Below are 22769 nucleotides of genomic sequence, written 5' to 3'. Positions count from 1 at the left end.
ATGCTGGCTCTATCTCCTGCTGATCACGAAGGTCTTGAGGACGCTACGGTCGCCGGCGTAGCGGATCTGGAGCTCGAACTCGTTGATCCGGTCGTCGCTCCAGCCGTCTCGCCGGATGGCGTCGAGTAGGAGCGTCCGCAACTCGTCGGCATCGTCGGGATCTGCCTCGACGACAAGGTTCATCAGCTTGTCGCCCCTGCGTACGACCGTCAGCTCAAGGTTCTTGCGTCCCAATGTCCCGACCTCCCGTCTCGTCATCGGACTACCCAACGCAGCCCACCGTACGACAGGAAGCACGCGAAGGGACCGAGGTAGCCACTGCCCAGTTTGGAGAGCGACCGACCGGCGACTACAGAACGTGACCAACCTGCGGAACATCTTCCCCACCGCTCCTCGACCGGAACTCGGCAAGTCGTGGTTCCGGTCGTGGTGCGAACTTGACGGCACGGCCGGCACAGGATGCCGCCGTAGTGACGCTAGACTTCACTGTATTCGCAGGTAGACACCGGTTTCCGCAGTGTCGGGCGGCCTCCTAAAGCGGGTGTCGGCAGTTCGATTCTGCCCGGGGGCACCATGCGTGACCAGCACAAACAAGCCCCTGACCAGCCGAAAAGGCGGTCAGGGGCTTGTTGTCTGTGTCCGGCTAGAACCGATGATCACCGATCATCCTGGCCGAATACGAGCCAAGGTTGGCCGGCGTTCAGCGGTGGTATGAAGGCGATCCCCGGTGTTCGCGCCCTGGGGACACCCTTCTGGGGAGCAACTCCTGGATCACCGGACCATCCCAAACAAGAAACACATCACTTGCTCAAGACCAGGACCAAAACAGTCCAGGTCTGGCTCTAGGCTCATGCCATTACTGCTCCTAGAAAGGAACCCCTGACAATGATAGATCACGTTATTCTGACGGTGAGCGACATGGACCGCTCAATCGAGTTTTACAACCAGGCATTGAAACCCCTGGGCCTGAGCCACCTCATCGACTTCGACGGTTCGACCGGCCCGGAAGGACACCCCGACCTCAAGGGATTCGGCAAGGACCACACGTACCCGCTCTGGCTACGCGCGGGAGTCAGTGCCGGACGTGCCGCCCATGTCGGCTTCACCGCGCCCCCTCCAAAGAGGCCGTCAACGCGGCGTACACCGCCGCTATGGCAGCCGGCGCGACCGACAACGGCGCACCCTCGGATCGGCTCTACTACGGTCCCGGATACTACGCGGCCACTGTCTTGGATCCCGACAGATACAGCCTCGAGTTCACCTACAAAGAATGGCTCCACCCGACCGGTAGCCGAATCGACCACGAGTGATGACAACCAGGACGACCGCTGCCACGACCGACGCGATCAGCTGCGCATGCAACGAATTCCGGAAGGCGTCCAGCGCCGGGAACATCGCCGGCCATCCGCCCCAGAGCGTTCCGAGGATAAACGTGCCGACGAGCGGCGACCGCCGCTCATCGGCATTATTCAACACGGCTGTCCCAGATCGGCATAACTCCGGTAGACGTGGCGCTCGGTGAAACGATCCCAGTGGAGTCGACTTTTTTGGCGCCGATCAGTCGAGACAGAACTCGTTGCCCTCGATGTCCTGCATTCCGAGACACGACTCGTTGACCTCATCGGCGACCTGCAGTAGTCCACGGACAGCACCAAGTGGGATCAGTCGCGCGCACTCGGCCTCGAGCGCGGCCAGCCGTTCTTCGCCCACCAGCCCGGTGCCAACCCGGACGTCAAGATGCACCCGGTTCTTGACGACCTTGCCTTCGGGAACGCGCTGGAAGAACAGTCTCGGTCCTACGCCAGAGGGATCAACGCAGGCAAACGCTGAACCCTGCTCCTCAGCCGGCAGCGAGCGATCGAAATCGGCCCAACTAGCGAACCCGTCGGGTGGTGGTGGCACGACATACCCCAACGCCTCGCACCAAAAACGAGCGACCTGCTCTGGCTCCGCACAATCGAAAGTGACTTGAAACTGCTTGACCGATGGCATCTGTCCACCATAGAGGCGGGGGCTGGCTCGACATCGTCGACCACCAGGGCCCTGTCGGTGAGATCTAAACAGCAGCCCGATGGGCGATTTGGAAGGTGTTGCCGAACGGGTCGCGGACCATCGCGCGGCGGTCACCGTACGGGGTGTCCGAAGGCTCTTCCACGCTGACCGCGCCGGCATCGATCGCCCGGCGATAGGCGGCGTCCGCGTCGTCAACATAGACGTAGAGAAAAGCCGGGAAAAGCTCACGTTCGCCGGCCTCGGACACCATGACGAGAGAGTCGCCGATCTGGATTTCGGCCGGGCGTCCTGGCGCGATTTCGCCAGTGGCACCGAAAGTCGTCTTCAGAAAGTCGACGGCCGCGGTCACGTCGGTGACGAAAATTCGTGGCGTCACGGTGTGATATTTGAGCTGAACGGTGGTCGCAACTGGAGCGCCGAAGTCGGCATCGGCGGTGCTGACGGTGCCGGCGATTCGGCCGGGAGCGGTGTGTGATATTGCCAGTAAAGGTTCGTGTGGGCAATGACCTTGTCGGGCGTCGGCGCGCGCGTACGACGACATGTCATCGGTCGTGTGCGCGTCCCCGACCAGGGTCGCGTCGTAGCCACGGACGAGAGCCCCGTGCAGGGTGGAGCGGACGCATTCGTCAGTCTGCGCACCCGCGACATAGACCCGGCCGATGCCTCCTGCGGCCAACACCGACTCCAGGTCGGTTTCCTCGAAGGCGTCGGCATAGTGCTTTTGCACGACCGGTTCGCCAGCACCCCACTTCAGCTCCGGCACAAACTGCCAGTTCTCAGTGTCCTTGACCAGATCGTCGTTGTTGTGCTGGATCCAGACGACGTCGATGCCTGCCACCCGGGCTTTGTCAACCAGCGTGGCGATGTTGGCGACGACGGTGTCCCGGTCGTACGCATCCGCGACGACTCCGTTCTGCACGTCGATGACCAGCAGCGCCGTCTTCGGTCGATTGGTGAGCGTGGTCATGCGGCCTCCCCGGTGCGTACGAATCATGGCTTCGCCGATGCTATGCCCGCGGTACGACACTGCGTCGCCCGAGCGGCACCGCGGTCGGTACGCTTCAAGGCTGCCTTCCGGAAGGACAAACCGCGAGATGCCCACCGATGACACTCCACTCGGCGCGATCGAGCCGCACAACGCACCCATCACACTCACCGAATATGACCCGCAGTGGCCGCTGCTTTACCAACGGGAGGCCGAAAGGATCCACTCCCTGCTCGGGCCAACGGCCGTACGGATCGAGCACGCTGGGTCCACTTCGGTGCCAGGCCTGGTCGCCAAGCCAATCATCGACATTGTGCTGGCCGTCCCGGACTCGGCCGACGAACCGGCGTATGTGCCGGCTTTGGTGGCCGCGGGCTATGTGTTGCGGATCCGCGAGCCGCAGTGGTTCGAACACCGGCTTCTCAAAGGCCCAGACACCAATATCAACCTTCACGTTTTCACCGTAGGGGCAGCCGAAATCGACCGGATGCTGCGTTTTTCGCGATCGTCTGCGGAGCAATGACACCGAGCGGGAACGGTACGCGGCCCGCAAACGCGAACTGGCTCAGCAGACGTGGCAGCGCGTACAGGACTACGCCGACGCCAAGACCGAAGTCATCCGGACCATCGTCGACGAGCCTCGGCAAGCCGACGATGGAGATCAACTTCCCACACTATGACATCAAAGTGATGTCACGAGCTTGCAGTGACGTCACTTTGATGTCATAGTCGTCGGCATGGACTTGACGCCGTACGTCGACAGCCTCCGCCGCGAGCTCATCTTCGCAGCTGAAGCCGGTGGTGACGATGCCCGTGACCTGGCCGAGCGGCTGACCGCACCGCTGGAAGCCGCAGCTCGGCTCGTCCTGCTGGAGGCCATGTCGGCCGCCGCGGACGAGATCAGCGACGAGTTGGGTCCAGGATCGGTGCAAGTCCGGCTGCGTGGCCGGGATCCTGACTTCATGGTGACGTCACCGGTCGGCGACCGGCCGTTCGGTACGGTCGCCGACCACCCGCCGCTGCCCGCGGCGCCTCCGCCGCCTCCACCGGAGGCCGAGGACGGCGGCACCTCCCGGATCACGCTCCGGCTCCCCGAGCACCTGAAACCGCGGATCGAGGGAGCGGCCAACGAGGAAGCACTGTCGGTGAACGCCTGGCTCGTACGAGCTGTCGCCGCCGCCCCCTCGGACCGTACGACCGGCGGCATGTCACCCGCCGATCCGGAGCGACCGAGTCGAGACAGCGCTACACCGGCTGGCTGCGCTAATAACCGACAACCTCATCACGACGGGACAGCCATGCCGATTTTCCAGACCCCAGAACCCATTCTCGCCGTCATCGAGATCGTCGAAGGTGACGTACGGATCGCCGCCAGCGACCGGACCGATACCGTGGTCGAAGTGCGACCGCACGACGAGTCCAAGGAGGCCGACGTGCGGACCGCCACGCAGACCCGGGTCGAATACGCCGATGGCCGGCTTTTGGTGAAAACGCCCAACAGTCGAGGCCTTCTCTTCACGGCCAAAGGCGGTGCGGTCGACGTAACGCTGAGCCTGCCGACCGGTTCGACGCTGGAGGCGAAGACCGCGGCAGGTTTGCACAGCCAGGGCCGGCTTGGCGAGACGAAGCTGACCTCGGCCACCGGCGACATTTGGCTTGACCAGGTGGGAAAGCTGCGGTTGAACACGGCTGACGGCGAGATCCGGGTCCGTACGATCGACGGCTCCGGCTCGATCAACACGGCCGACGGCGACATCATCGTCGGCGACGTGACCGGCGATGTGCGGCTGCACACCGCCGACGGCAGCATCACGGTCGACAGCGCTCTGGCGGATGTGACCGCTCGTACGGCCAACGGCAGCATCCGGATCGGCGAGGTGGTCCGCGGCACGGTGACCGTGACGACCGCCGCCGGCGAGCTGGAAGTCGGCGTACGCGAAGGCACCGCCGTCTGGCTGGACGCGAACTCGTGGTCCGGCGACCTGATCAACTCCATGGACGAGGCCGACGGACCGCAGGAGTCCGACGAAACTGTCAAGGTCCGCGCTCGTACGTATTCCGGCGACATCATCATCCACCGCTCCTAATTTTCTTCCAGCACGACGGCCCGAGCTTTGTGCTGCCCAAAAACTCCCAGCAGATGAGGAATCATGACCATTTCCCCAGCCGAACCGACGATCGTGGCCACCGGGCTGCGCAAGTCGTACGGCGATCAGCTTGTCCTCGACGGCATCGACCTGTCCGTACCCAAGGGCACCATCTTTTCCCTGCTGGGTCCCAACGGTGCCGGCAAGACCACCGCCGTCAAAATCCTGTCGACGTTGATTCGCGCCGATGGTGGCAAAATCCTGGTGGCCGGCCATGACCCGGCCAGCGATCCGGACGCCGTACGGGCCGCGATCGGCGTCACCGGGCAGTTTTCCGCGGTCGACAATCTCCTGACAGGCGAGGAAAACCTGGTGCTGATGGGCGACCTGCACCACCTCGGCCGGCGGCGGTCCCGGCTGCGTGCCGGCCAGCTGCTCGACCAGTTTGGCTTGGTGAATGCTGGAAAGAAGGTGGCCGCGACCTATTCCGGCGGCATGCGACGACGTCTCGACCTCGCGATGGGCCTGGTCGGCCAGCCTCGGGGTTTTCCCTGGATGAGCCGACCACCGGCCTGGACCCGCGGGCCCGCCGCGACATGTGGCAGGTCATCCGCGAGCTGGTGTCCCGCGGCATCACGATTTTCCTGACCACCCAGTATCTCGAAGAGGCCGACCAGTTGGCCGATCGAATCGCGGTGCTGGACCACGGAAAAGTCGTCGCCGAGGGCACCGCGGACGAGCTCAAGCGGCTGATACCCGGCGGCCACATCAGCCTGCGGTTCGCCGATCCGACCGCCTTCGACCTGGCCACCAACGCGTTGCGCGACAGTTCGCGGAACGACGAAACACTGACTCTGCAGGTCGCGAGCGACGGCAGCGTCCGGTCGCTGCGGGCTTTGCTCGGGCGGCTGGAATACGAGTCGATCGAGGTCGCCGACCTGACCATTCACACCCCGGACCTGGACGACGTTTTTCTCGCACTCACCGGAAACGCCTCACAAGAACACCAGAAGGAAGCCGTACGATGAGCACACTTTCCTACGCCGTCAGCGATTCCACCACAATGTTGCGGCGCAGCATTCGCCGCATCGTGCGCTATCCGTCGATGACCCTGCTGCTCGTCGGCATGCCGATCGTCTTTCTCCTGCTTTTCGTGTACGTCTTCGGTGGCACGCTCGGCGCGGGCCTCGGCGGCGCCCGCGCGGACTATCTCACGTACGTGGTGCCCGGCATCCTGCTGATGGCGATCGCCAGCGCCTGCCAGGGCACCGCGATCTCGGTGGCGATGGACATGACCGAGGGCATCGTCGCGAGGTTCCGTACGATGGCGATCTCCCGGGCTTCGGTGCTGACCGGACACGTCCTGGGCAACATCGCGCAGAGCGTGGTCAGCCTCGCCATCGTGCTGGGAGTGGCGATATTGCTGGGATTCCGGCCGGCCGCGAGCCCGCTGGGCTGGCTCGCGGCGACCGGCATGGCCGTCCTGGTGATCCTGGCGCTGACCTGGCTGTGCGTCGCGCTGGGCCTGGGGACCAAAAGCGTGGAGACCGCCAGCAACCTCCCGATGCCGCTGACTTTCCTGCCGTTCCTCGGAAGCGGCTTCGTGCCCACCACGTCCATGCCGGCCGGGTTGCGCTGGTTCGCGCAATACCAACCGTTCACCCCGATTATCGAGACCTTCAGGGGACTGTTGATGGGCACTGCGGTCGGCGGCACCGCGCTCATCGCGATCACCTGGTGCGCTGTCATCGGGCTGGCCGGATACCTGTGGGCGAAAAAGCTCTACAACCGCGATCCCTCGCCGCGCTGAAACACAAAACGTCACCTTCGCGGCGATCGCGAAGGTGACGTGTTTTTGCTAGATAAGACCGTGTTTGAGGGCGTACGCGACGGCGTGGGAGCGGTTGCGCAGGTGCAGTCGGCTGGTCACGTCGTGCAGCACGTTTTTGACCGTACGCTGCGAATACGACAGCTTCTGCGCGATTTCCTCGGTGTCGAACCCGTCCGCCACCAACCGCAGCACCTGCACCTCCCGCTCCGCCAGACCGGAGAAGGTCAACCCCCGCGGGCCGAGCACCTGCCGCTGCAGCTGACCGACCTGGTTAAGCAACCTCCCCAGCAAATCCGGCGGCACCGCCCCATCGCCGGCCGCGGCCGACTTCAACACCGTCACCAAATGCTCAGCGGTAGCCTCCGCGCGCCGTACCAGACCGGCGACACCGATCTCCACGACCGCCACCAGCTCCGACTCCTCGATCTGAGTCGCGATGATCACCAACCGGTTGATCCCCCGAGCCCGCAGGCCACGAAGAGCGCGAATCGCGGTCTCATCGATCCGGTCCGTCACCACCAACGCGACCTGCGCGGACTGCCACTCGTCGTTGCTGACGATCCGAACCTCGGGACGCGGAGCCAACTGCCCCTTGATCCCCGCGTAGGAAATCGGGTCACGAGCGTGAAGAAGAACTGGTAGACGTTCCATCATCTGAACCACCTGCCGGAAGACGTGTCAATCTGATGGGACAAGCATCTTCGGCGTCGTTAAGGTGCCCTTAAAGCGCCGGTAAGGGCAGGTGAACGGGCATCAGCCGAGCAGCCGGTCGAGCGCCGCGCGGTCCATCCGATGGGCCAGGATCATGCCCGCCAGCGTCTTCACCATCAGGTCGAAATCCTCGTCGTACGGCAGCGGGCTCGCCATCCGGTGCAGCGCGAAACCGTCCGCGATCGCCACGAACGCCTTGGCCGCCTGGGCCGGCTCGCGGACCCCGAGCCGCTCCAAATGGCCGGCGGCGACCTGTTCGAAGGCGCTCATCGACTCCTGCACCACCTCCCGCAGGGCCGGGTTCCGGGTGGCCTCCAGATAGACCTCGTACTGCGCGACGCTGACCCCGGACTGACCGCGAATGAGTGCTTCCACGACACGTTCACCCAGCTCACGGGCCGTTTTCGCGGCCTGGGCAATGCTCTCGATGAGGGCCGCGAGGGTGGCCGAGCGCTCCCGTACGTGAAAGCGCAGCGCCTGCTCGATCAGCTCCTGCGCAGTCTGGAAGTAGTAGCCGGCGGCGGCCGGCGGCAACCCGGCTCGCGCCGACACCGCGCGATGGGTCACCGCCCGCGTACCGCTCTGGGCGATCAGCTCGATGGCCGCGCGCAACAGCGCTTCCCGCCGTTCGCGGCTGCGCTCCTGATGAGCCCCTCGAGACGTGACCATTGACACACCCTAATTCGTGACCGATACTCCTGTATCACTTAAAAGTAATACAGATGTATTAGTCTATCCGCCCTCCCGAGGAGGCTCCATGACCACACCCCGGTGGCGCGCGCTGTCGATCGCGCTCGCCACGCTGCTGAGCTGCCTGCTGGTCGGCGCGAGCGGAACCGCCGCGCACGCCGCGCAGGCGGCGCCGGCCGCGGTCCTGCCGCCCGACCAAGACCCCTTCTACCAACCGCCGGCCGGCTTCGAGGCCAGCAGCCCGGGCACCATCCTGCGCGAGCGGCAAGTCGCCGCCAGCACGTACCTGATCCCGGTGCCCGCCCGGGTTTTCCAAGTCCTCGTACGCACAAACGACGCCAACGACCAGGCGATCGCGACCGTCAGCACGGTCGTCGTGCCGCTCACGCCGTATCCCGGCAAGCGCCCGCTGCTCTCGTTCCAGATCGCCATCGACAGCCTCGGTCGCGACTGCAACCCGTCGTACGAGCTGCGCCAGGGCACCGAGCTGGACTCGACCGGCATCTGGACCCCGCTGTCGTACGGCTGGGCCGCGGTGATCACCGACTTCGAGGGCCCGAAGATGACCTTCGCGGTCGGCCGGGTCGCCGGGCACGCCACCCTGGACGGCATTCGCGCCGCGCTGACGCTGCCCGAGGCCGGCCTGGACGTGACCACCCCGATCGCCGGCTGGGGGTATTCCGGCGGCGGGCAGGCCACCGCGTGGGCCGCCCAAATGCAACCCGGCTACGCACCCGAGCTGAACGTCAAAGGCTGGGTGGCTGGCGACTTTCCAGGAGATCTCAAGAAAACCCTGGTCGGCGTCGACGGCGGCCCGTTCTCCGGCTTCACCCTCGGCGCGGTCGTCGGGATGCAGCGACAATATCCGGAGCTGACATCTTTGTTCAACGACAAGGGAAAACAGCTTGAGTCGAAAATCGGCAAACAATGCCTGGTGCAACTGGTGTCCACCAACACCTTCCAGAAAGTCAGTGACTACACCACTGCCGACGTGGTGACTGACCCGCGTACGCAACGAATGTTCGCCGACAACAGCACCGGAGCCACCGCGCCGAGCGCGCCGGTGCTTTTCCAGCAGTCGCCGCTGGACGAGATCATCCGGCCGGACTTCAACATCGACACGTACCATTCCTGGTGCGCCAAGGGTTCCACCGTGCAATACCAGGACTATCCGGTGCCCGAACACGTGCTGAACCTGTTCGCCACCATCCCGAACTCACTGGTCTGGCTGACCAGCCGCTTCGCCGGCCTACCGGCCAGCAGCACCTGCTAGCACAGTCGTGGGAGCGGGCCTGCGTCCGCTCCCACGACTGCTACTTTCGTTACGACGCCTGATCGTTTCGAAAGGACAACACGTGCAGCTCAGCGACGAACCGCTCGAAGGATCGTTGGTACGACTCGTGCTGGTCAGCCCGGACGAGGTGAAGATCCTGGCGGCCGGCGAGCGGCTGGAGTGGTTCGCGGAAGGTTATCCGCGCGAGGACGACCAGGACGCGATGACTCTGGTGAGCCGTACGCTCGAGGCCGACCGGCGGTGGTCCGTGCGGCACATCATCCGCCGCAGCGACGGTCTCGCGGTCGGAACGATCGGGTTTTTTTCGGGCCGCCTGAGGACAACGGCGAGGCCGAGATCGGCTACGGGCTGGTCCCGTCGGCCCGCCGCCTGGGCCTGATCACCGACGCGATCGCGATCGCGGTGACCGCCGCCGCCGCCGAGGCCGCCGGTGCCCGGGTCGTGGCCCACACCGCCGCCGACAACCTGGCCAGCCAGGGCGCCCTGCTCAAGAGCGGTTCGTCCGCGAGGAGGGCACGAACGAGGACGGCGAGTGGCGCTATGCCCGCCCGCTCGTACGCGCATAGTGCCGGTCGAAGCGGTCCGCACTCCAGCCGAATTCCACTGTCGGCCGCGGCTCTGCTTCGATTTCGCGCCATCGTTTCGGTGGATTTTCGAGCCTGTGCCGGGCCGCCGGCCGGCCGCCTCGGTGGATCGTGAGCCACCGCTCGCACAGGAAATTTTCCAGCGCCAGGTGGGGAAACAGCGGCGCATTTTCTCCTTGTGGAGATAACAAAAAACGTAGTAGTGGACATTTCGGTTATCCGACAAATCAACTCTTGTGTCGATGGTCAGGTTTAGTTGATACTTCCACCGACTCGGCATTTGGTGCGTACGAAGGTGTCTGCGCCTTTCGCGAAACATGTCCGTCGCCGCGTCTCCACTCCCATCAGGAGGCTCACGTGAGACTCACAAGGTCCTCGCTCCGCCACGCCGCCGTCGCCACGGCGGCCCTTGGCCTGATCGGCACCGCGCTGATGGCCGCCCCCGCGCAGGCCGCCACCAGCAGCACCATGTCGCCGGCCAGCGCCCAGGCACTGGCCAGCCAGCTCGGCGCCCGGTCCGCCGGCAACTATGTCGACAGCGCTGGAAAATCCGTCGTCACGGTGACCGACAACGCGGCCGCCCAGCAGGGTCGCGGCGGCCGGCGCGGTGCCGAAAATGGTCACCTACGGCGCCGCCCAACTCGCCGGCGTGACCGCCGCGCTGGGCCGCTCGGCGACCGTTCCGGGCACCGCCTGGGCCACCGACCCGGCCACCGACCAGGTCGTGGTGAGCGTCGACCAGAGCGTCACCGGCGCGAAGCTCGCCCAGGTCACCGCGGCGACCCGGCAGCTCGGCGACGCCGTCCGGGTGGAGAAGGTGGCCGGCGTGTTCAGCCCGCGTCTGAGCGGCGGCGACGCGATCTGGGGCGGCCAGTATCGCTGTTCGCTCGGCTTCAACGTCCGCAACGGCAGCACGTACTACTTCCTGACCGCCGGTCACTGCGGCAACGTGGCCTCTACCTGGTACGCCGACTCCGGCCACACCCAGCTGGTCGGCAGCAACCAGAACAGCCAGTTCCCGGGCAACGACTTCGCGCTGGTCAAGTACGCCGCCAGCTACACCAACCACCCCGGCACGGTGGGCAGCGTGGACATCACCGGCGCAGCCAACCCGACCACCGGCACAGCGGTGACCCGGCGCGGCAGCACGTCGGGCATTCACAGCGGCACGGTGACCGGCCTCAACGCCACGGTCAACTACTACTCCGAGGGCACGGTGACCGGCATGATCAAGACCAACGTGTGCGCCGAGCCCGGTGACAGCGGCGGCCCGCTCTACGGTGGCCACACCGCCTACGGCCTGACCTCCGGCGGCAGCGGCAACTGCAGCTCCGGCGGCACCACGTTCTTCCAGCCGGTCGTCGAAGCGCTCAACACGTACGGCGTCTCGGTTTACTAGGTTTACCCTGAAAAACCCTCCCCTGAAAACGCGCCACCCTCGGCCTGCCAAGGGTGGCGTTTTCTCGTCCCTGGGCCGTTTTAGTCTCTGGGCCGGCGGAGGCGGGAGAGTTTGCGCGGTTGACCGGGCGGACCGCCGGCGGTGCCGGGATAGTCGGCCGTGCCGATCACGGTCGCGAGCATGATCGCATCCGAGATGCCGACCACCTGTTCGGTGACGTCGTCAATGAAACTCATGCCGGAGCCGCCGCGGCCAAGCGCGAAAGCGGCCAGTTGCAGCCGGCCGGAGACGATGCCGGCCTCCAGCTGCGCGCTCCGGTAGCCGCGCTCGCCAGCCAACATGCCGAGGTCAGCCGAATGCACCGCGGTGTAGCCGCTGTCGCCGCCGAGCGTCTGCCGCTCGCAGAAAATACGTGGCCTCGTCCCGAAGATCGCCCAGCCGCTCGGCGATCAGCTCACCGTCGGACCAAAGATAGAGGCCAGGTCTTACGCCTTGCACCGCGTGCGCGAAAATCCGGTGCCGCAGGATCGAAGGGCCAGCATCCCAGGGCAGCGGCCGGGTGGCCGCCGCGAACGCCCAGCGCAGGCAGTCCGCCGGCAGCACGGCGGCCGGTGCGAACGTACGGGTGGACCCGCGGCGCAGGATCAGCGCCTCCAAGACGTCGGTGTCGCCCGGATCCTCGACCGGCGGGCCGGCCGGCACCGGACCGGCGCCCCAACTGTCCACATCGGACGCTCGCTGGGTGCTGGTCACCAACCCGAACTCGAGCACGTTCGTACCCACCAGGCCGGCCGCCGCGGTGCCCTCGGCCTTCGCGACCGGCTCGCCCGTGCCGAGCGCGACAACCGCGAGCGGGAACTCGTCGCGGCCGTCGGCGCCCACCAGCGCGCCGACTTCGTGGTCCGGGAAGGTCATCCGCAACCCGGCCGGGATGCCGGCGGACTCGGCCAACGCCAGCAGCTGGGCCAGCAGCGAGCCGCAGTCCCACCACAGGTGCCGGTAGCCGCGCTCCGCGTAGTAGCGCCATCCCGTACGCCACGGAATGCCAGTGATGACAACATAACTCGGGCCTGCTGACGGCGCGGCACCGACGCGTACCAACCGGTGCTCGATCGGGTCGTGATGCCAGACGCCGTCGGGCAGCCCGTCGATCCCGTTGGCCACCACGTAAAGCTCCAGCGGATGGGTGGCACCAGCCGAGCCGGCGGCCCGCAGATAGCGCCTGCCACGGGCGTCCTCGAGGTCGACATAACGCACCACGCCCGCCGAGTAGAACAGCAGCCGGGTCAACGCCGGCAGGTCCAGCCGGCCAGCTCCGTTGCGCTGTCCGGAAAGGGCCGCCGAGGCCGACACCCCAGGCGACGGCAGCTCGGTCGGCAGGCCCACCACCGGCAGATCAGGGTCGTACGTTTTCACCTGCCCGGGCCAAAGATCGACCAGGTTCGGCACGTACTCAGTGCGCAGTCGTGGGTCGTCCTGCGGCTGGTCCCAGGGACGGTCCGGTGAATAGTCGGTCAACCGGGTGAAAAGTGGCTGCTGCGGACATCGGTTCCCATCGTTTTCGCTGCTGTGGAGACCATAATCGTTCAGGCGATCGGGGGCCAGCGGCAAAGACCCCCAGCGAGGCGCTCGTCGCGTCGGACTGGGCGAGCACCCCTGGTACTTCTGCCCCGAGAGCCACGTTGACGATCTGTCGACACGCCGAGAGAGGGCGGTATCCAGCCGGTACGGGTGCGGATTGGGCATCCTGGTGCTATGCAACCCGTGTCGTCGGGTGACGGCGCCCCGGAGACCGACCTGCCGGTGGAGCGCCGATACCAGGTGCCCGCTCGCTGGCCGGCCGGTCGGGTGCCCAGCGGGGACACCGAGTTCCGCGCCGCGGTGAATTGGATGCGGCACGAGAACCTGGTGCTGCGCCAGCTCGCGGTCCGCGACCTGGTGGGCCTGCTGCGGCCGTTTTTCGAGAGCGGCTACCGCATCCGGGACATCGCGGAGGCACTGGAGACCAGCCCGACCGGCGACGGGTACGACGACGGGCCGCCGCTGCTGCGATGGGGATCCGTACGCATCCTGCAGTGGGTCAAGACCCGGCTGGAACGCTGGCTGGATCCGGCCAGCTCGCGGCCGCTGCGGCCGCCGTCCGCGGACGTCGCGCAGGAGGCGGCGCAGGCCAAGGCGGCCCACCGCCAGCAGGAGCGGACGTACGAGCAGTTGCGCGCCGCCGCCGTACCGATCGCCTCCTCACCGGCCGCCCAGGAGGCACTCCGGATCGCCCGGCAAGCCAGCCACCGCCGCCGTACGCCCCGCTGACGGTTTTGTCCACAACGTCCCGTTGCGAGCAGCGGGGCGTTGCGGACATAAGAGCAGTCAGGGGGTGGCGAGGGTGGGTTGGGAGCGGCGGGCCTTGCGGCGGCGATAGCGGCGAAAGGCCCACAGGAACAGCACGGTCATGCCGGCGAAGAAGATCAGCACCAACAGCGGTACGAAGATCGCCGCGAGGATCAGCACCACCGAGACGATGTCCTCGAAGAAGCTGACGAAAGGCGCGCCGAGCCCGACCGTACTGGCGTTGACCACCGCACGGGTGGTCGCTTTGCCGCCGTGGAAGAAGAGGGCGATGACGACGCCGACCACGATCGGCACCCAGTTCCAGTTCTGCAGGAAGGTGACCGGGTCGGCGAAGGTGGCGGTCTCACCGCTCGCGGCCGCGCCGAAGGTCAGGCCACCGGCGCTCGGGCGGATGACCGTCTGCACGATGTCGTTGAGGTGGTCGACGGCCGGCACCTTGTCCGCGACGAACTCCACGACCACCAGCACCCCGAGGACGCCGAGCACCCACGGATTCTGCAGCCACATCCAGCCCGTCGGCACCGCGACGAAACTGGTGAACTTGCTGGCCAGGCCCACGGCGAGCAGCGGCAGATACGCGTTCAGGCCGGCCGAGGCGGACAGCCCCATCCCGGTCAGCACCTCGATCATCCCCGACCGCCTTCCTCCGGTACGGGGTTAGCTTGCCATGACCACGCCAGCACGCACGGCGAAGCCGGTCAGCGCCGGCCCGGCCGGTCGGCCGCCGAGGGAGGGGCGACCGGCCGACCGGGTACGTACGAAACCTAGGCGCCCGCGCTGACATTGCGATGTCAGGAGGTGGCGCCGGCGAAGTCAACCAGTGCCGCGTTGATCTCCTCGGGACGTTCCTGCTGCACCCAGTGGCCGGCGCCGGGCAGCAGCCGGAAACCGCGCAGGTCCGAGATGACCGACCGCATGGACGCCTCCAACCGGACCGGGTCGAACCATGAGATGACCGGGTCGCGGTCGCCGGCCAGCATCAGCGCCGGCGGGGTGATCTTTGCGGTCTCCCAGGCCGCGGTCAGCGCCCAGTTCCGGTCGATGTTGCGGTACCAGTTCAGCGGGCCAGTGAGGCTGGTGCCCGCATATTCCCGCACGTACGCGCCGATGTCCTGCTCGGTCAGCCACGACGGCAGTTTCTCCGGCGCTGGCCAGATGTCCGCGAAACCGCGCCCTCCGGTACGACCAGTGGCCGGATGTGCGGGCTGTCGCCGGAAAGCCCGACCAGCGACCGGCGAAAGGCGCGGTCCAGGTCGGCTTCGAATCCGGCCTCCGCGACGCCCGGCTGCTGGAAATACAGCTGGTAGAAGTTGTCGCCGAACCGGGACCGCAGCCCGGTCAGCGTCGGCGTCGGGGAACGTTTGCTGTACGGCACGCTCAAAGCGGCCACCCCTCGTACGACATCGGGGCGCAGCAACGCCGTGTGCCAGGCCACCGGCGCACCCCAGTCATGCCCCACCACGGTCGCGGTCGACTCGCCGAGCGCCTCGATCAACGCCACCGCGTCCCCCACCAGGTGCAGGATCGTGTAGTCCTCAACGGCAGCCGGCCCGCCGGTCCCCGGATAGCCCCGCTGGTTGGGCGCCACCGCGTGGAATCCGGCCTCCGCCAACGCGACCAACTGGTGCCGCCACGAATACCAGCTCTCCGGAAAACCGTGCAGCAGCAGCACGAGCGGTCCTTCACCGGCCTCCGCGATCCGCAGCTGAAGCCCATTCGCCGGTACGGTTCGGTGCCTGATCTCAGTCATACCCGCGATTCTGCCTCGCCGGTCAGGAGTGCGCCTTGACCGCGGCCGTAGGCACCTCCGGGTCGATTTGCCAGCTGATCACCCGGCGCGGATGCACCCGGATGACCTCGCGACTGAAGAAGTCCGGCGCGAGCGGCGGATCCGCGTCGGTCAGCAGCTCAGCCTCGCCGCGGATCTCCCACTCCCCGCCCCCAGCCCGGCGCGAGCGCGCCAGGCTCGTCCGGCGTCATGTCGTCGACCAGGAACGACACCAGCGGCCGGGCCGCCGCGTTCCGATATTTCTGACTGGCCGCGTTGGCCGGTCCGCCGATGTCGATGGTGTCGTCGTCGTCATTCAGCTTGAATCCGACCGGCCGGACCTGCGCACCGCCGTCCGGCCCCACGGTGGCCAACCGGCCGAGGCTCTGGCCACGAAGATAGTTCCGCTCAGCTTCGGTTAGACCCACGGATCGTCCTCTCATCGGTGAAGCTTCAGCCTAGAACCTCAAGAATGCTTGATGTCAATCGCGAAATAATCGGCTGACTCGCGACCGCCGGCTCGCTAGCATGCGCGGTGAGGAGTTCATCGACCCAGGGAGTCGGGATGCGCCAGTCGTCGCAGGTCATCAAGACAGACGACTGTTCGGCAACCTCCCTGGGGATCTCTCTTGGCAAAAACGCTCAACATCGGCATCGTCGCGCATGTTGACGCCGGCAAGACCAGCCTGACCGAGCGGCTGCTCTACGCCACCGGCGTCATCGACCGGATCGGCAGCGTCGACCGCGGCACCACCCAGACCGACACACTTGAGCTGGAACGCCGGCGCGGCATCACCATCCAGTCCGCGGTGGCGTCCTTCATGCTCGGCGACCTGGCCGTCAACCTCATCGACACTCCCGGGCACAGCGATTTCATCGCCGAAGTGGAGCGGGCCGTAACGAGTGTTGGACGGCGCGGTGCTGGTCGTGTCCGCGGTCGAAGGCGTGCAGCCGCAGACGCGGGTGCTCATGCGTACGCTCGCCGCGTTGCGGATCCCAACGCTGATCTTCGCCAACAAGATCGACCGCGTCGGCGCCACATACGACGATCTTCTGAGCTCTGTCAAACAAAAACTCGTGGCCGGCACGGTTCCCATGAACACCGTCACAGACCTGGGCACGCGATCGGCTCGGACGACCGCGACCACCACCGACGGGTGGATCGAGACGCTCGCCGAGCACAGCGACGAGCTGCTGGAGTCCTATGTGGAGGGACGAGTGGTCAGCGAACAGCGGTGCCGGCGCGAACTCGCCCGGCAGACCGCGCGAACGCTGGCCCACCCGGTTTTCTTTGGTTCGGCGGTGACCGGCGAAGGCGTGGCCGACCTACTCACCGGCATCCGGGACTTGTTGCCGGCCGCCCAAGGCGCCAGTGACGGGCCACTGGCCGGCCGGGTGTTTCAAGATCGAGCGCGGTCCGGCGGGCGAGAAGCTCGCGTACGTACGACTCTTCTCCGGCTCTGTCGCGGCCCGCCAGCAGGTCACCTTCCATCGGCAGGATCTCGGTGCCGGACAAGGAAAAGTGACCTCGGTGCAGGTCTTTCGGCCCGGCGGGGCGGTGGTGGCCGACCAGGCCGTCGCCGGCCAGATCGCGAAACTCGGCGGACTGCCCGAGCTGCGGATTGGCGACCAGCTGGGGACCCCGGACGAAGCGGCCGAGCGCGCGTACTTCTCGCCGCCCAGTCTGGAAACCGTGGTGCGCACCGCGGATCCAGCGCAGCGGCCGCGACTTTTCGCCGCGTTGCAGGCATTGGTGGAACGCGACCCGCTGATCGCGGTCCGCCAGGACGCCGAGAGCGGCACCCTGTCGGTCCGGCTTTACGGCGAGGTGCAGAAAGAGGTGATCGCCGCCCAACTGGAATCGGAGTTCGGCGTGCGGGCTTTCTTCGCGGACACCCAGACCATCCACATCGAACGGCCGGTGGGCATCGGCGAAGCCGTGCACCAGATCTCCCGGCGCGGGCCGAACTTCTTCTGGGCCACCATTGGGTTGCGGATCGCGCCGGCCTCGGCGGGCAGCGGAGTAACGTACCGCATCGAGGTCGAGGTCGAGCTTGGCTCCTTGCCGGCCGCTTTTCACCACGCCGTCGAGGAAAAACCGTCCGACAGGAGCTGCGTCATGGGCTCTACGGCTGGGAAGTCACCGACTGCACGGTGACCATGACACACAGCGGATTCGCCAGCCCGCTCAGCACCGCCGCGGACTTTCGTGGCCTCGGCACCCAGGTCATCCGGGATGCCTTGAAGGACGCCAAAACTCGGGTTTTCGAGCCGTACCATCACTTCGACCTCGAAGTCCCGGCGGACGCGATGGCCGCCGTGCTGCCCAAAATCGCCGAGGCCGGCGGCATCGTGCGGGAGACGGTCGTACGCGCCGGCATCGGGCACCTGAACGGCCTGCTGCCCGGCCGCCAACCTGCACGCCATCGAACAACAGCTGCCAGGACTGACCCAGGGCGAGGCCGTACTCCGCGCCGCGTTCACCGAGTTTGCGCTGGTTAGTGGCCCTTTCCCGAAGCGCCAACAGGCGCTGGTCGCTGGCGTTGGCGGGGAACCTCTACGGTGAGCATCATCGACGTTAAGGATCGTTCCGAAGGGTTTCAGATGACTGTGGTGATAGCGGGCGCGACCGGCAACGTGGGCAGCGAAGTCCTTCGCGCCGTACTGGCGGCCGGCGGCAAGGCACGAGGGTTGGTACGGGCCGAAAAGCAGCTGCCCGAAGGCGCGGAGGTCGCGATCGGGGATCTCAACGACCCAGCTTCGCTGGCCGACGCTTTCCAGGGCGCGACGGCGGCCTTCCTGCTCAGCGGCTATGCCGACATGACCGGCCTGTTGGCCGCCGTCCAGCGGGCCGGCCTGGAGCGGGTCGTGCTGTTGTCAGGAGGCTCGGCCGAGCTCGGCGACCTCAGCAACGCCGTCAGCGCCTACATGGTCCGGTCGGAGGTGGCGGTCCGCGAGTCCGGTGTCCCGTTCACCATCCTGCGGCCGAGCATGTTCATGACCAACACCTTGGACTGGCTGCCACAGCTGCGAGAATCCGATGTCGTACGCGCCGCCTTCCCGGACGTGGCCGCCGCGGTCCTGGACCCGGCCGACATCGGCGCCGTCGCCGCGACGGCCTTGTTGAACACCGGCCACGAAAATCGTACGTACCGGCTGACTGGCCCGGAGGCACTGACGCCGGCGGACCGGGTACGCATCCTGGCTGGGATCCTCGGCCGCGACCTGCGTTTCGAGGGTCTGTCGAACGAAGCGGCGCGGGCTCAGATGACCGCCGCGATGCCGGTCGAATACGTCGACGCCTTCTTCAGTTTCTACGTCGACGGCACCCTCGACGAGTCCCCCGTACTGCCCACCGTCACCGACATCCTCGGCCGCCCGCCCCGCACTTTCCGTGAGTGGGGCGCAAACCCACGCCGCCAGCTTCTCCTAACTCTCAACGCACGCATTCGGTTACTGGGCGTGGGAGTGCTCGGAGTCGGGGCTGCCGCCCATCATGCGCAGCATCGGGAGGCCGCCGGAGCGGAAGAACCGCAAGACCAGTAGGGCGGCCAGGATCAGGAAGGCAATGTTCAGCCAGGTGGTGTAGTTCCAGGAAATGCCGGACTCCATCACCATCGCGCCACGGTTGGACGGCACCAGACCGAGGCCGCCAAAGATCAGCTCGATCGCGTAGCCGGCGATCACCATCGCGAGATAGAAAGCACCGACCATCAGGGCCGCCATTTTCAGGCCGTAGTATTTCCGATAGATGTTCAGGATCGGCAGGATAATCAGGTCGGCGAAGATAAACGCCACCACACCACCAAAAACTGATGCCACCGTTCCAGAGCACCACCGCGAGCGGCACGTTGCCGATCGAGCAAACGAAGCTGATGACGGCCACCAGCGGGCCGACAATCGGTCCCCAGATGCCGGCGAGTACGGGATCATTGGCCAGAAAGAAGGCTCTCCAGAAGCTGTCCGGCACCCAAGCGCCAATCGCGCCAGCGATCAACAAACCGCCGACAATGTCCTTCCAGACGGCTGCCCACTCCATCACGAAAATGTGCGAAACCGCGGTCAAACCCGGCGCGGACCGCAGCCGTCTCCACAGCGATCCCTGCATTTGTACGCTCATATCCATCGCCGCGTGACCCTCCATCGAGCCGGTCAGTCCGCGGTCGGCCTGTTCCAGTGCCTTTTCCAGGAGCTGTTTGCGGAGGAAGATGCGGAAGAACACGGCCAGCGCCACGATCATGATCGGCCCACCGACGAACTCGGCCAGGGTGAACTGCCAGCCCATCAGCAGCGCGAGGATCACGCCGAGTTCGATCACCAGGTTGGTGGACGCGATCTCGAAGGCCATCGCGGCGGTGAAGTTGGCGCCCTTGCGCAAAAGCGACCGAGCCAGCGCCACTGCCGCGTACGAGCAGGACGACGACGCGATGCCGAGCCCGGTGGCGATCGCCAGCGTGCGCGGCCGGTCGTCGCCGAGCAGTCGGACCACGGTGGCCCGGCGGACCAGCGCCTGCACGACCGCGGACAGCGCGAATCCGAGGATCAGCGCCCACAGAATTTCCCAGGTCATCGACCCAGCCAGCGCGAGCGCTCGACCGACGGCTTCCATCTTTTGGCTCCTTCCAGGGCTCGACATACCCCTCTGGGGTATGTCGAGCCCGACTGTACACCGCGGTTGGGGTTACCGCACCCGGAGTGTGATCGCCGCCGTGCGCAGCCGCCCGCCGGTCTGGAACTGGACGAACAGCCGCCAGTCGCCAGACTTGGGCAGCATCGCCACGAAAGTCAGCTTCGGCCCGCCGTGATCACCCTGCACCGAGCCCTCCGGGTGCAGGTGTGCGAACGCCTGGTCGCCGGCATGGAAGGCGGTCAGGTGTGCGTACGTGTCGAGGTACGGCTGGAGGTCCGTCACCGGCTTCCCCTCCCGCGCCACGCTGACCGTGAGCGGATGGGACATGCCGGCCAGCAACGACGGGCTGTCGACCGTCAGGGTGTAGCCGTCGACCGTGGTGGTCGTCGTCGGCGGTGGCAGCACCATCGCGGATGCCTTGCCAGGCACCGAAACTGGTTGACTGAGCACCAGCGCCTTGCCGGCGGAGAGGAAGGACGCGTACGCCCGATAACTGCCCGGTGCGGCAGTGGCGAGGTTCGCTGTCCAGGTGCCATCGGCGGCCATTTCCGGGTGGACGTGCTGAAAACCGGTGAGATCGGACCGGACGAGATAGAAGTGCATTCTCTTGGTCTGGTCGACTTCGAAGCTGGTGACCGGCTTCCCGTTCGTACCAAGGATCTGGAAGGTCAGTGGCCCGGCGGTTTTGCCGATGGCCAAACGGAATCCATCGGCACTGGCGGCGAGCCCGTCGCCGGTCGCCATTTCCATCCCGCGGTGATCTGCGGCGGACGGGTGAGGCGCCCATCGATCCGTGGTCGGCCATCGGGTTCGCGCAACCGGCGACCACCAGGGCGACCGCGGCGGCAGCACAGAGACGTGTGAACGTACGCATTTTTGGTTGTCATCTTTCCGAACATGCACGCGTACGCGTGCGAACTGGTCAGGGCAGCGAAAAAAACGGCCTGATCAGGTCCGGCTGATGCAGAGGTCCAGCAGCGGGTCGCGCGGCGGCGGACGGGCCGGCGGCACCGGACGTACGGCCGAAGAGAAAAGCCGGTCGATGCCGAAGACGGCGACAAACAGGACCAACAGGACCACCGCCCAGTGGAAATCACGAGGCAGGGTGGGATCGCAGGTCAGGCCTACCTTTTCGGCGACGGCCGGTCCCATCGCCAGGCCCATGACGTGACTCACGCCACTGTCCATTGTGGCCATGCTGCCGTGGCAAGCGCCCGTGTTGGGCGCGATGTGCATGCCATAGAGGCCCGCCAGCACGCCAAGCCAAGAACGACGACGAGCGACGCGAGCGTACGGTGCCGCCCGCGTCCGGTTCGCCCGATCGGTGCCATCAGGATGTCAGCGTACGACGGAACCATGGTCGCCTCGCAAGCGTCCGACACTCGTACGCGCGACACAAAGGAGCGAAGATGGTCAGACGCAGCGGCAAGTCCGCCGACGAGCGACGCGCCCCGGATAGCGGCGGCGATGGCGGCGAAGGCGCGGGCTCGCCGCCGCCGACAGCTGATGATGATCTGGAGCTCCGCCGCGGTGGTCGCGCTGGTAGTGGTGGTGGGCGCGGTGGTCATGATCATCGCCACCACCGGCCACAAGTCACAGGCCGCGCCCAAGGCCTCGCCGACCACCGCCGGCACCACCGCGAACCCGCCGTGGGCCGCGCCGACCGATCCGTCGGCGGCCATCCAGGCCGCCGGCCTGCCGCTGCTCAGCGCCGAGGGCACCGTCGAGCACATCCACGCCCACCTCGACGTGATCGCCGACGGCAAAACCCCGTCCAGGTGCCCGCCGAGCTGGGCATCGACGAGGCCGGCGGCCACATCAGCCCGCTGCACACCCACGACACCACCGGCGTCATCCACGTCGAGTCGCGCGGTCAAGAAGGACTTCACGCTCGGTCAGTTCTTCACCGAATGGCGGGTTTCCCTTGCCAGCGACCACATCGGCGGCCTCAAGGTCAGCTCCGACCAGGTTTTTCGCGCGTACGTGAACGGAAAACTCGTCCAAGGTGACCCGGCCGCGCTCGTCCTGCACGCCCATGACGAGATCGCGCTTGTCTATGGAACCACCGCGCAACAGCAAAATCCGCCGAACAAATACGCCTTCCCAGCTGGGCTTTAGTCGAGCACATCGCCAGCGATCGGGTGCCATTCGCGCAGCGAGTCGACGGTGACGCCGGGGCCGCGATAGTACGGGTCGGCGGCGACGATCTCGTCCATGCCGGCCTGGTCCGTACGGAAGATCAGCAGCGCACCGGACTCGTCGTCCCACGGCCCGGCCGCGAGAAGCCTGCCCTCAGCCTTGAGTTGGGCGAGCCGCTCGCGGTGGGCCGGGCGAGCGGCAAGCCGGCGGTCATCGCCGTCGAAAGAGACCTGCATGACGAAGAACATGCTCCGAATCGTATTCCGATGGTCCGCAACCGGCCCGTGGG

The 22769-nt window shown here is 66.4% G+C and carries 29 protein-coding genes and 5 pseudogenes; 17 read left to right on the top strand and 17 right to left on the bottom strand.

What is annotated here, in order from left to right; genetic code table 11:
• Positions 1–9 precede the first annotated feature (9 nt).
• The 4 genes from GNX96_RS37890 to GNX96_RS61725 all read right to left on the bottom strand — a co-directional run bounded on the left by GNX96_RS37890 (position 10) and on the right by GNX96_RS61725 (position 2980).
• Positions 10–258, bottom strand: coding sequence for a hypothetical protein (locus tag GNX96_RS37890; protein ID WP_163572562.1), 249 nt, complete (start codon positions 256–258; stop codon positions 10–12).
• Positions 259–1257: 999 nt separating this feature from the next.
• Positions 1258–1473: a hypothetical protein gene (locus tag GNX96_RS58290; protein WP_279582525.1), complete on the bottom strand. Its 216-nt coding sequence runs from the start codon at positions 1471–1473 to the stop codon at positions 1258–1260.
• 84 nt (positions 1474–1557) lie between these two features.
• Complete coding sequence (locus GNX96_RS37880; RefSeq protein WP_163572561.1) at positions 1558–1992, bottom strand: VOC family protein; 435 nt, start codon at positions 1990–1992, stop codon at positions 1558–1560.
• Between the two features lie 64 nt (positions 1993–2056).
• On the bottom strand, positions 2057–2980 hold the full coding sequence (locus tag GNX96_RS61725; protein ID WP_313885877.1) for an isochorismatase family protein: 924 nt from the start codon (positions 2978–2980) through the stop codon (positions 2057–2059).
• Positions 2981–3107: 127 nt separating this feature from the next.
• Between GNX96_RS61725 and GNX96_RS37865 the strand changes: the two genes are divergently transcribed.
• The 6 genes and pseudogenes from GNX96_RS37865 (at position 3108) to GNX96_RS37850 (ending at position 6895) form a co-directional block, all read left to right on the top strand.
• Positions 3108–3521 carry a GrpB family protein gene (locus tag GNX96_RS37865; protein WP_279582524.1) on the top strand — a complete coding sequence of 138 codons (414 nt, stop codon included), beginning with the start codon at positions 3108–3110 and terminating at the stop codon, positions 3519–3521.
• Entirely contained in the window at positions 3508–3678 is a 171-nt protein-coding gene (locus GNX96_RS65885; RefSeq protein WP_390624244.1) for a GrpB family protein, read from the top strand. Before GNX96_RS37865 ends, GNX96_RS65885 begins: the two co-directional genes overlap by 14 nt.
• A gap of 57 nt (positions 3679–3735) precedes the next feature.
• Positions 3736–4194 (top strand): annotated as a pseudogene (locus tag GNX96_RS65880) (histidine kinase); the annotation flags it as partial.
• 9 nt (positions 4195–4203) lie between these two features.
• Positions 4204–5085, top strand: a complete 882-nt coding sequence (locus tag GNX96_RS58285) for a DUF4097 family beta strand repeat-containing protein (RefSeq protein ID WP_390624243.1) — start codon at positions 4204–4206, stop codon at positions 5083–5085.
• A 63-nt stretch (positions 5086–5148) separates the two neighbouring features.
• Positions 5149–6113 (top strand): annotated as a pseudogene (locus GNX96_RS37855) (ATP-binding cassette domain-containing protein).
• The gene (locus GNX96_RS37850) at positions 6110–6895 is read left to right on the top strand and encodes an ABC transporter permease (protein WP_163572560.1); all 786 of its coding nucleotides are present in this window, start codon (positions 6110–6112) and stop codon (positions 6893–6895) included. Before GNX96_RS37855 ends, GNX96_RS37850 begins: the two are co-directional and overlap by 4 nt.
• A 48-nt stretch (positions 6896–6943) precedes the next feature.
• On the opposite strand, the gene GNX96_RS37845 is transcribed toward GNX96_RS37850, so the two are convergent.
• Together GNX96_RS37845 and GNX96_RS37840 are read right to left on the bottom strand one after the other, a co-directional pair.
• On the bottom strand, positions 6944–7570 hold the full coding sequence (locus GNX96_RS37845; RefSeq protein WP_279582522.1) for a helix-turn-helix transcriptional regulator: 627 nt from the start codon (positions 7568–7570) through the stop codon (positions 6944–6946).
• Positions 7571–7669: 99 nt separating this feature from the next.
• Positions 7670–8296, bottom strand: coding sequence for a TetR/AcrR family transcriptional regulator (locus GNX96_RS37840; protein ID WP_163572559.1), 627 nt, complete (start codon positions 8294–8296; stop codon positions 7670–7672).
• 88 nt (positions 8297–8384) lie between these two features.
• Between GNX96_RS37840 and GNX96_RS37835 the strand changes: the two genes are divergently transcribed.
• The 3 genes from GNX96_RS37835 (at position 8385) to GNX96_RS37825 (ending at position 10310) form a co-directional block, all read left to right on the top strand.
• Positions 8385–9590, top strand: a complete 1206-nt coding sequence (locus GNX96_RS37835) for a lipase family protein (RefSeq protein ID WP_163572558.1) — start codon at positions 8385–8387, stop codon at positions 9588–9590.
• 82 nt (positions 9591–9672) lie between these two features.
• Complete coding sequence (locus GNX96_RS58280) at positions 9673–9990, top strand: hypothetical protein (protein ID WP_279582528.1); 318 nt, start codon at positions 9673–9675, stop codon at positions 9988–9990.
• Entirely contained in the window at positions 9948–10310 is a 363-nt protein-coding gene (locus GNX96_RS37825) for a GNAT family N-acetyltransferase (protein ID WP_279582527.1), read from the top strand. Before GNX96_RS58280 ends, GNX96_RS37825 begins: the two co-directional genes overlap by 43 nt.
• Positions 10311–10447: 137 nt before the next feature.
• Here GNX96_RS37825 and GNX96_RS58275 read toward each other — a convergent pair whose 3' ends face one another.
• Positions 10448–10819, bottom strand: coding sequence for a hypothetical protein (locus GNX96_RS58275; protein ID WP_279582521.1), 372 nt, complete (start codon positions 10817–10819; stop codon positions 10448–10450).
• Between GNX96_RS58275 and GNX96_RS37820 the strand changes: the two genes are divergently transcribed.
• On the top strand, positions 10812–11594 hold the full coding sequence (locus GNX96_RS37820; RefSeq protein WP_279582520.1) for a S1 family peptidase: 783 nt from the start codon (positions 10812–10814) through the stop codon (positions 11592–11594). The genes GNX96_RS58275 and GNX96_RS37820 overlap by 8 nt on opposite strands.
• An 80-nt stretch (positions 11595–11674) precedes the next feature.
• Here GNX96_RS37820 and GNX96_RS37815 read toward each other — a convergent pair whose 3' ends face one another.
• Positions 11675–11956, bottom strand: coding sequence for a nitroreductase family protein (locus GNX96_RS37815; RefSeq protein WP_163572555.1), 282 nt, complete (start codon positions 11954–11956; stop codon positions 11675–11677).
• Positions 11943–13112, bottom strand: coding sequence for a SagB/ThcOx family dehydrogenase (locus GNX96_RS37810; RefSeq protein WP_163572554.1), 1170 nt, complete (start codon positions 13110–13112; stop codon positions 11943–11945). Before GNX96_RS37810 ends, GNX96_RS37815 begins: the two co-directional genes overlap by 14 nt.
• 246 nt (positions 13113–13358) lie before the next feature.
• Between GNX96_RS37810 and GNX96_RS37805 the strand changes: the two genes are divergently transcribed.
• A complete protein-coding gene (locus GNX96_RS37805; protein WP_163572553.1) occupies positions 13359–13904 on the top strand; it encodes a hypothetical protein in 546 nt (181 codons plus the stop codon).
• Positions 13905–13961: 57 nt separating this feature from the next.
• Here the strand turns inward: GNX96_RS37805 and GNX96_RS37800 are convergent, their stop codons facing one another.
• From GNX96_RS37800 to GNX96_RS37790, 4 genes are all read right to left on the bottom strand, one after another.
• A complete protein-coding gene (locus GNX96_RS37800) occupies positions 13962–14573 on the bottom strand; it encodes a DUF4126 domain-containing protein (RefSeq protein WP_163572552.1) in 612 nt (203 codons plus the stop codon).
• A 161-nt stretch (positions 14574–14734) separates the two neighbouring features.
• Positions 14735–15040 carry an alpha/beta fold hydrolase gene (locus GNX96_RS58270; protein WP_279582519.1) on the bottom strand — a complete coding sequence of 102 codons (306 nt, stop codon included), beginning with the start codon at positions 15038–15040 and terminating at the stop codon, positions 14735–14737.
• A 23-nt stretch (positions 15041–15063) separates the two neighbouring features.
• A complete protein-coding gene (locus tag GNX96_RS37795) occupies positions 15064–15693 on the bottom strand; it encodes an alpha/beta fold hydrolase (protein ID WP_279582518.1) in 630 nt (209 codons plus the stop codon).
• A gap of 158 nt (positions 15694–15851) precedes the next feature.
• Positions 15852–16139: a pyridoxamine 5'-phosphate oxidase family protein gene (locus GNX96_RS37790; RefSeq protein ID WP_279582517.1), complete on the bottom strand. Its 288-nt coding sequence runs from the start codon at positions 16137–16139 to the stop codon at positions 15852–15854.
• Between the two features lie 201 nt (positions 16140–16340).
• On the opposite strand from GNX96_RS37790, the pseudogene GNX96_RS65875 reads away from it, so the two are divergent.
• The 5 genes and pseudogenes from GNX96_RS65875 to GNX96_RS37780 all read left to right on the top strand — a co-directional run.
• A pseudogene (locus tag GNX96_RS65875) lies at positions 16341–16601 on the top strand (GTP-binding protein); the annotation flags it as partial.
• A gap of 13 nt (positions 16602–16614) precedes the next feature.
• Positions 16615–17007, top strand: a pseudogene (locus tag GNX96_RS65870) (GTP-binding protein); the annotation flags it as partial.
• Between the two features lie 76 nt (positions 17008–17083).
• The gene (locus GNX96_RS58260; protein WP_279582515.1) at positions 17084–17869 is read left to right on the top strand and encodes a hypothetical protein; all 786 of its coding nucleotides are present in this window, start codon (positions 17084–17086) and stop codon (positions 17867–17869) included.
• Entirely contained in the window at positions 17866–18213 is a 348-nt protein-coding gene (locus tag GNX96_RS58255) for a hypothetical protein (RefSeq protein WP_279582514.1), read from the top strand. The genes GNX96_RS58260 and GNX96_RS58255 overlap by 4 nt, the downstream gene beginning before the upstream one ends.
• Positions 18214–18315: 102 nt before the next feature.
• Positions 18316–19257 carry an NmrA family NAD(P)-binding protein gene (locus GNX96_RS37780; protein ID WP_279582513.1) on the top strand — a complete coding sequence of 314 codons (942 nt, stop codon included), beginning with the start codon at positions 18316–18318 and terminating at the stop codon, positions 19255–19257.
• Here GNX96_RS37780 and GNX96_RS37775 read toward each other — a convergent pair.
• From GNX96_RS37775 to GNX96_RS37765, 3 genes and pseudogenes are all read right to left on the bottom strand, one after another.
• Positions 19165–20347: pseudogene (locus GNX96_RS37775) on the bottom strand (permease). The gene GNX96_RS37780 and the pseudogene GNX96_RS37775 overlap by 93 nt on opposite strands.
• Before the next feature lie 45 nt (positions 20348–20392).
• Positions 20393–21085 (bottom strand): hypothetical protein, encoded by a 693-nt coding sequence (locus GNX96_RS37770; RefSeq protein WP_279582512.1) that lies wholly within the window; start codon positions 21083–21085, stop codon positions 20393–20395.
• Positions 21086–21289: 204 nt separating this feature from the next.
• Entirely contained in the window at positions 21290–21517 is a 228-nt protein-coding gene (locus tag GNX96_RS37765) for a hypothetical protein (protein ID WP_163572550.1), read from the bottom strand.
• Positions 21518–21697: 180 nt separating this feature from the next.
• Between GNX96_RS37765 and GNX96_RS37760 the strand changes: the two genes are divergently transcribed.
• Positions 21698–22459, top strand: coding sequence for a hypothetical protein (locus GNX96_RS37760; protein ID WP_279582511.1), 762 nt, complete (start codon positions 21698–21700; stop codon positions 22457–22459).
• Here GNX96_RS37760 and GNX96_RS37755 read toward each other — a convergent pair.
• The gene (locus GNX96_RS37755; protein ID WP_163572549.1) at positions 22456–22728 is read right to left on the bottom strand and encodes a YciI family protein; all 273 of its coding nucleotides are present in this window, start codon (positions 22726–22728) and stop codon (positions 22456–22458) included. The genes GNX96_RS37760 and GNX96_RS37755 overlap by 4 nt on opposite strands.
• Positions 22729–22769: the final 41 nt, after the last annotated feature.

Origin of the sequence: Fodinicola feengrottensis (genome assembly GCF_010993775.1) — a bacterium.
GTDB lineage: Bacteria > Actinomycetota > Actinomycetes > Mycobacteriales > HKI-0501 > Fodinicola > Fodinicola feengrottensis.
The sequence above is the reverse complement of the archived record's forward strand: the minus strand, read 5'-3'. Positions and strand labels throughout refer to the sequence as shown.

What these genes read in the sequence shown, in the direction of transcription:
- GNX96_RS58285 (WP_390624243.1), top strand. Translation starts at nt 4,204, where the DNA reads ATGTCACCCGCCGATCCGGAGCGACCGAGTCGAGACAGCGCTACACCG.
- GNX96_RS37880 (WP_163572561.1), bottom strand. Translation starts at nt 1,992, where the DNA reads ATGCCATCGGTCAAGCAGTTTCAAGTCACTTTCGATTGTGCGGAGCCA.
- GNX96_RS37840 (WP_163572559.1), bottom strand. Translation starts at nt 8,296, where the DNA reads ATGGTCACGTCTCGAGGGGCTCATCAGGAGCGCAGCCGCGAACGGCGG.
- GNX96_RS37820 (WP_279582520.1), top strand. Translation starts at nt 10,812, where the DNA reads ATGGTCACCTACGGCGCCGCCCAACTCGCCGGCGTGACCGCCGCGCTG.
- GNX96_RS37760 (WP_279582511.1), top strand. Translation starts at nt 21,698, where the DNA reads ATGGTCGCCTCGCAAGCGTCCGACACTCGTACGCGCGACACAAAGGAG.
- GNX96_RS37800 (WP_163572552.1), bottom strand. Translation starts at nt 14,573, where the DNA reads ATGATCGAGGTGCTGACCGGGATGGGGCTGTCCGCCTCGGCCGGCCTG.
- GNX96_RS37845 (WP_279582522.1), bottom strand. Translation starts at nt 7,570, where the DNA reads ATGATGGAACGTCTACCAGTTCTTCTTCACGCTCGTGACCCGATTTCC.
- GNX96_RS37850 (WP_163572560.1), top strand. Translation starts at nt 6,110, where the DNA reads ATGAGCACACTTTCCTACGCCGTCAGCGATTCCACCACAATGTTGCGG.
- GNX96_RS37865 (WP_279582524.1), top strand. Translation starts at nt 3,108, where the DNA reads ATGCCCACCGATGACACTCCACTCGGCGCGATCGAGCCGCACAACGCA.
- GNX96_RS37890 (WP_163572562.1), bottom strand. Translation starts at nt 258, where the DNA reads ATGACGAGACGGGAGGTCGGGACATTGGGACGCAAGAACCTTGAGCTG.
- GNX96_RS37780 (WP_279582513.1), top strand. Translation starts at nt 18,316, where the DNA reads ATGACTGTGGTGATAGCGGGCGCGACCGGCAACGTGGGCAGCGAAGTC.
- GNX96_RS61725 (WP_313885877.1), bottom strand. Translation starts at nt 2,980, where the DNA reads ATGACCACGCTCACCAATCGACCGAAGACGGCGCTGCTGGTCATCGAC.
- GNX96_RS37755 (WP_163572549.1), bottom strand. Translation starts at nt 22,728, where the DNA reads ATGTTCTTCGTCATGCAGGTCTCTTTCGACGGCGATGACCGCCGGCTT.
- GNX96_RS37795 (WP_279582518.1), bottom strand. Translation starts at nt 15,693, where the DNA reads ATGACTGAGATCAGGCACCGAACCGTACCGGCGAATGGGCTTCAGCTG.
- GNX96_RS37770 (WP_279582512.1), bottom strand. Translation starts at nt 21,085, where the DNA reads ATGGCGACCGGCGACGGGCTCGCCGCCAGTGCCGATGGATTCCGTTTG.
- GNX96_RS37835 (WP_163572558.1), top strand. Translation starts at nt 8,385, where the DNA reads ATGACCACACCCCGGTGGCGCGCGCTGTCGATCGCGCTCGCCACGCTG.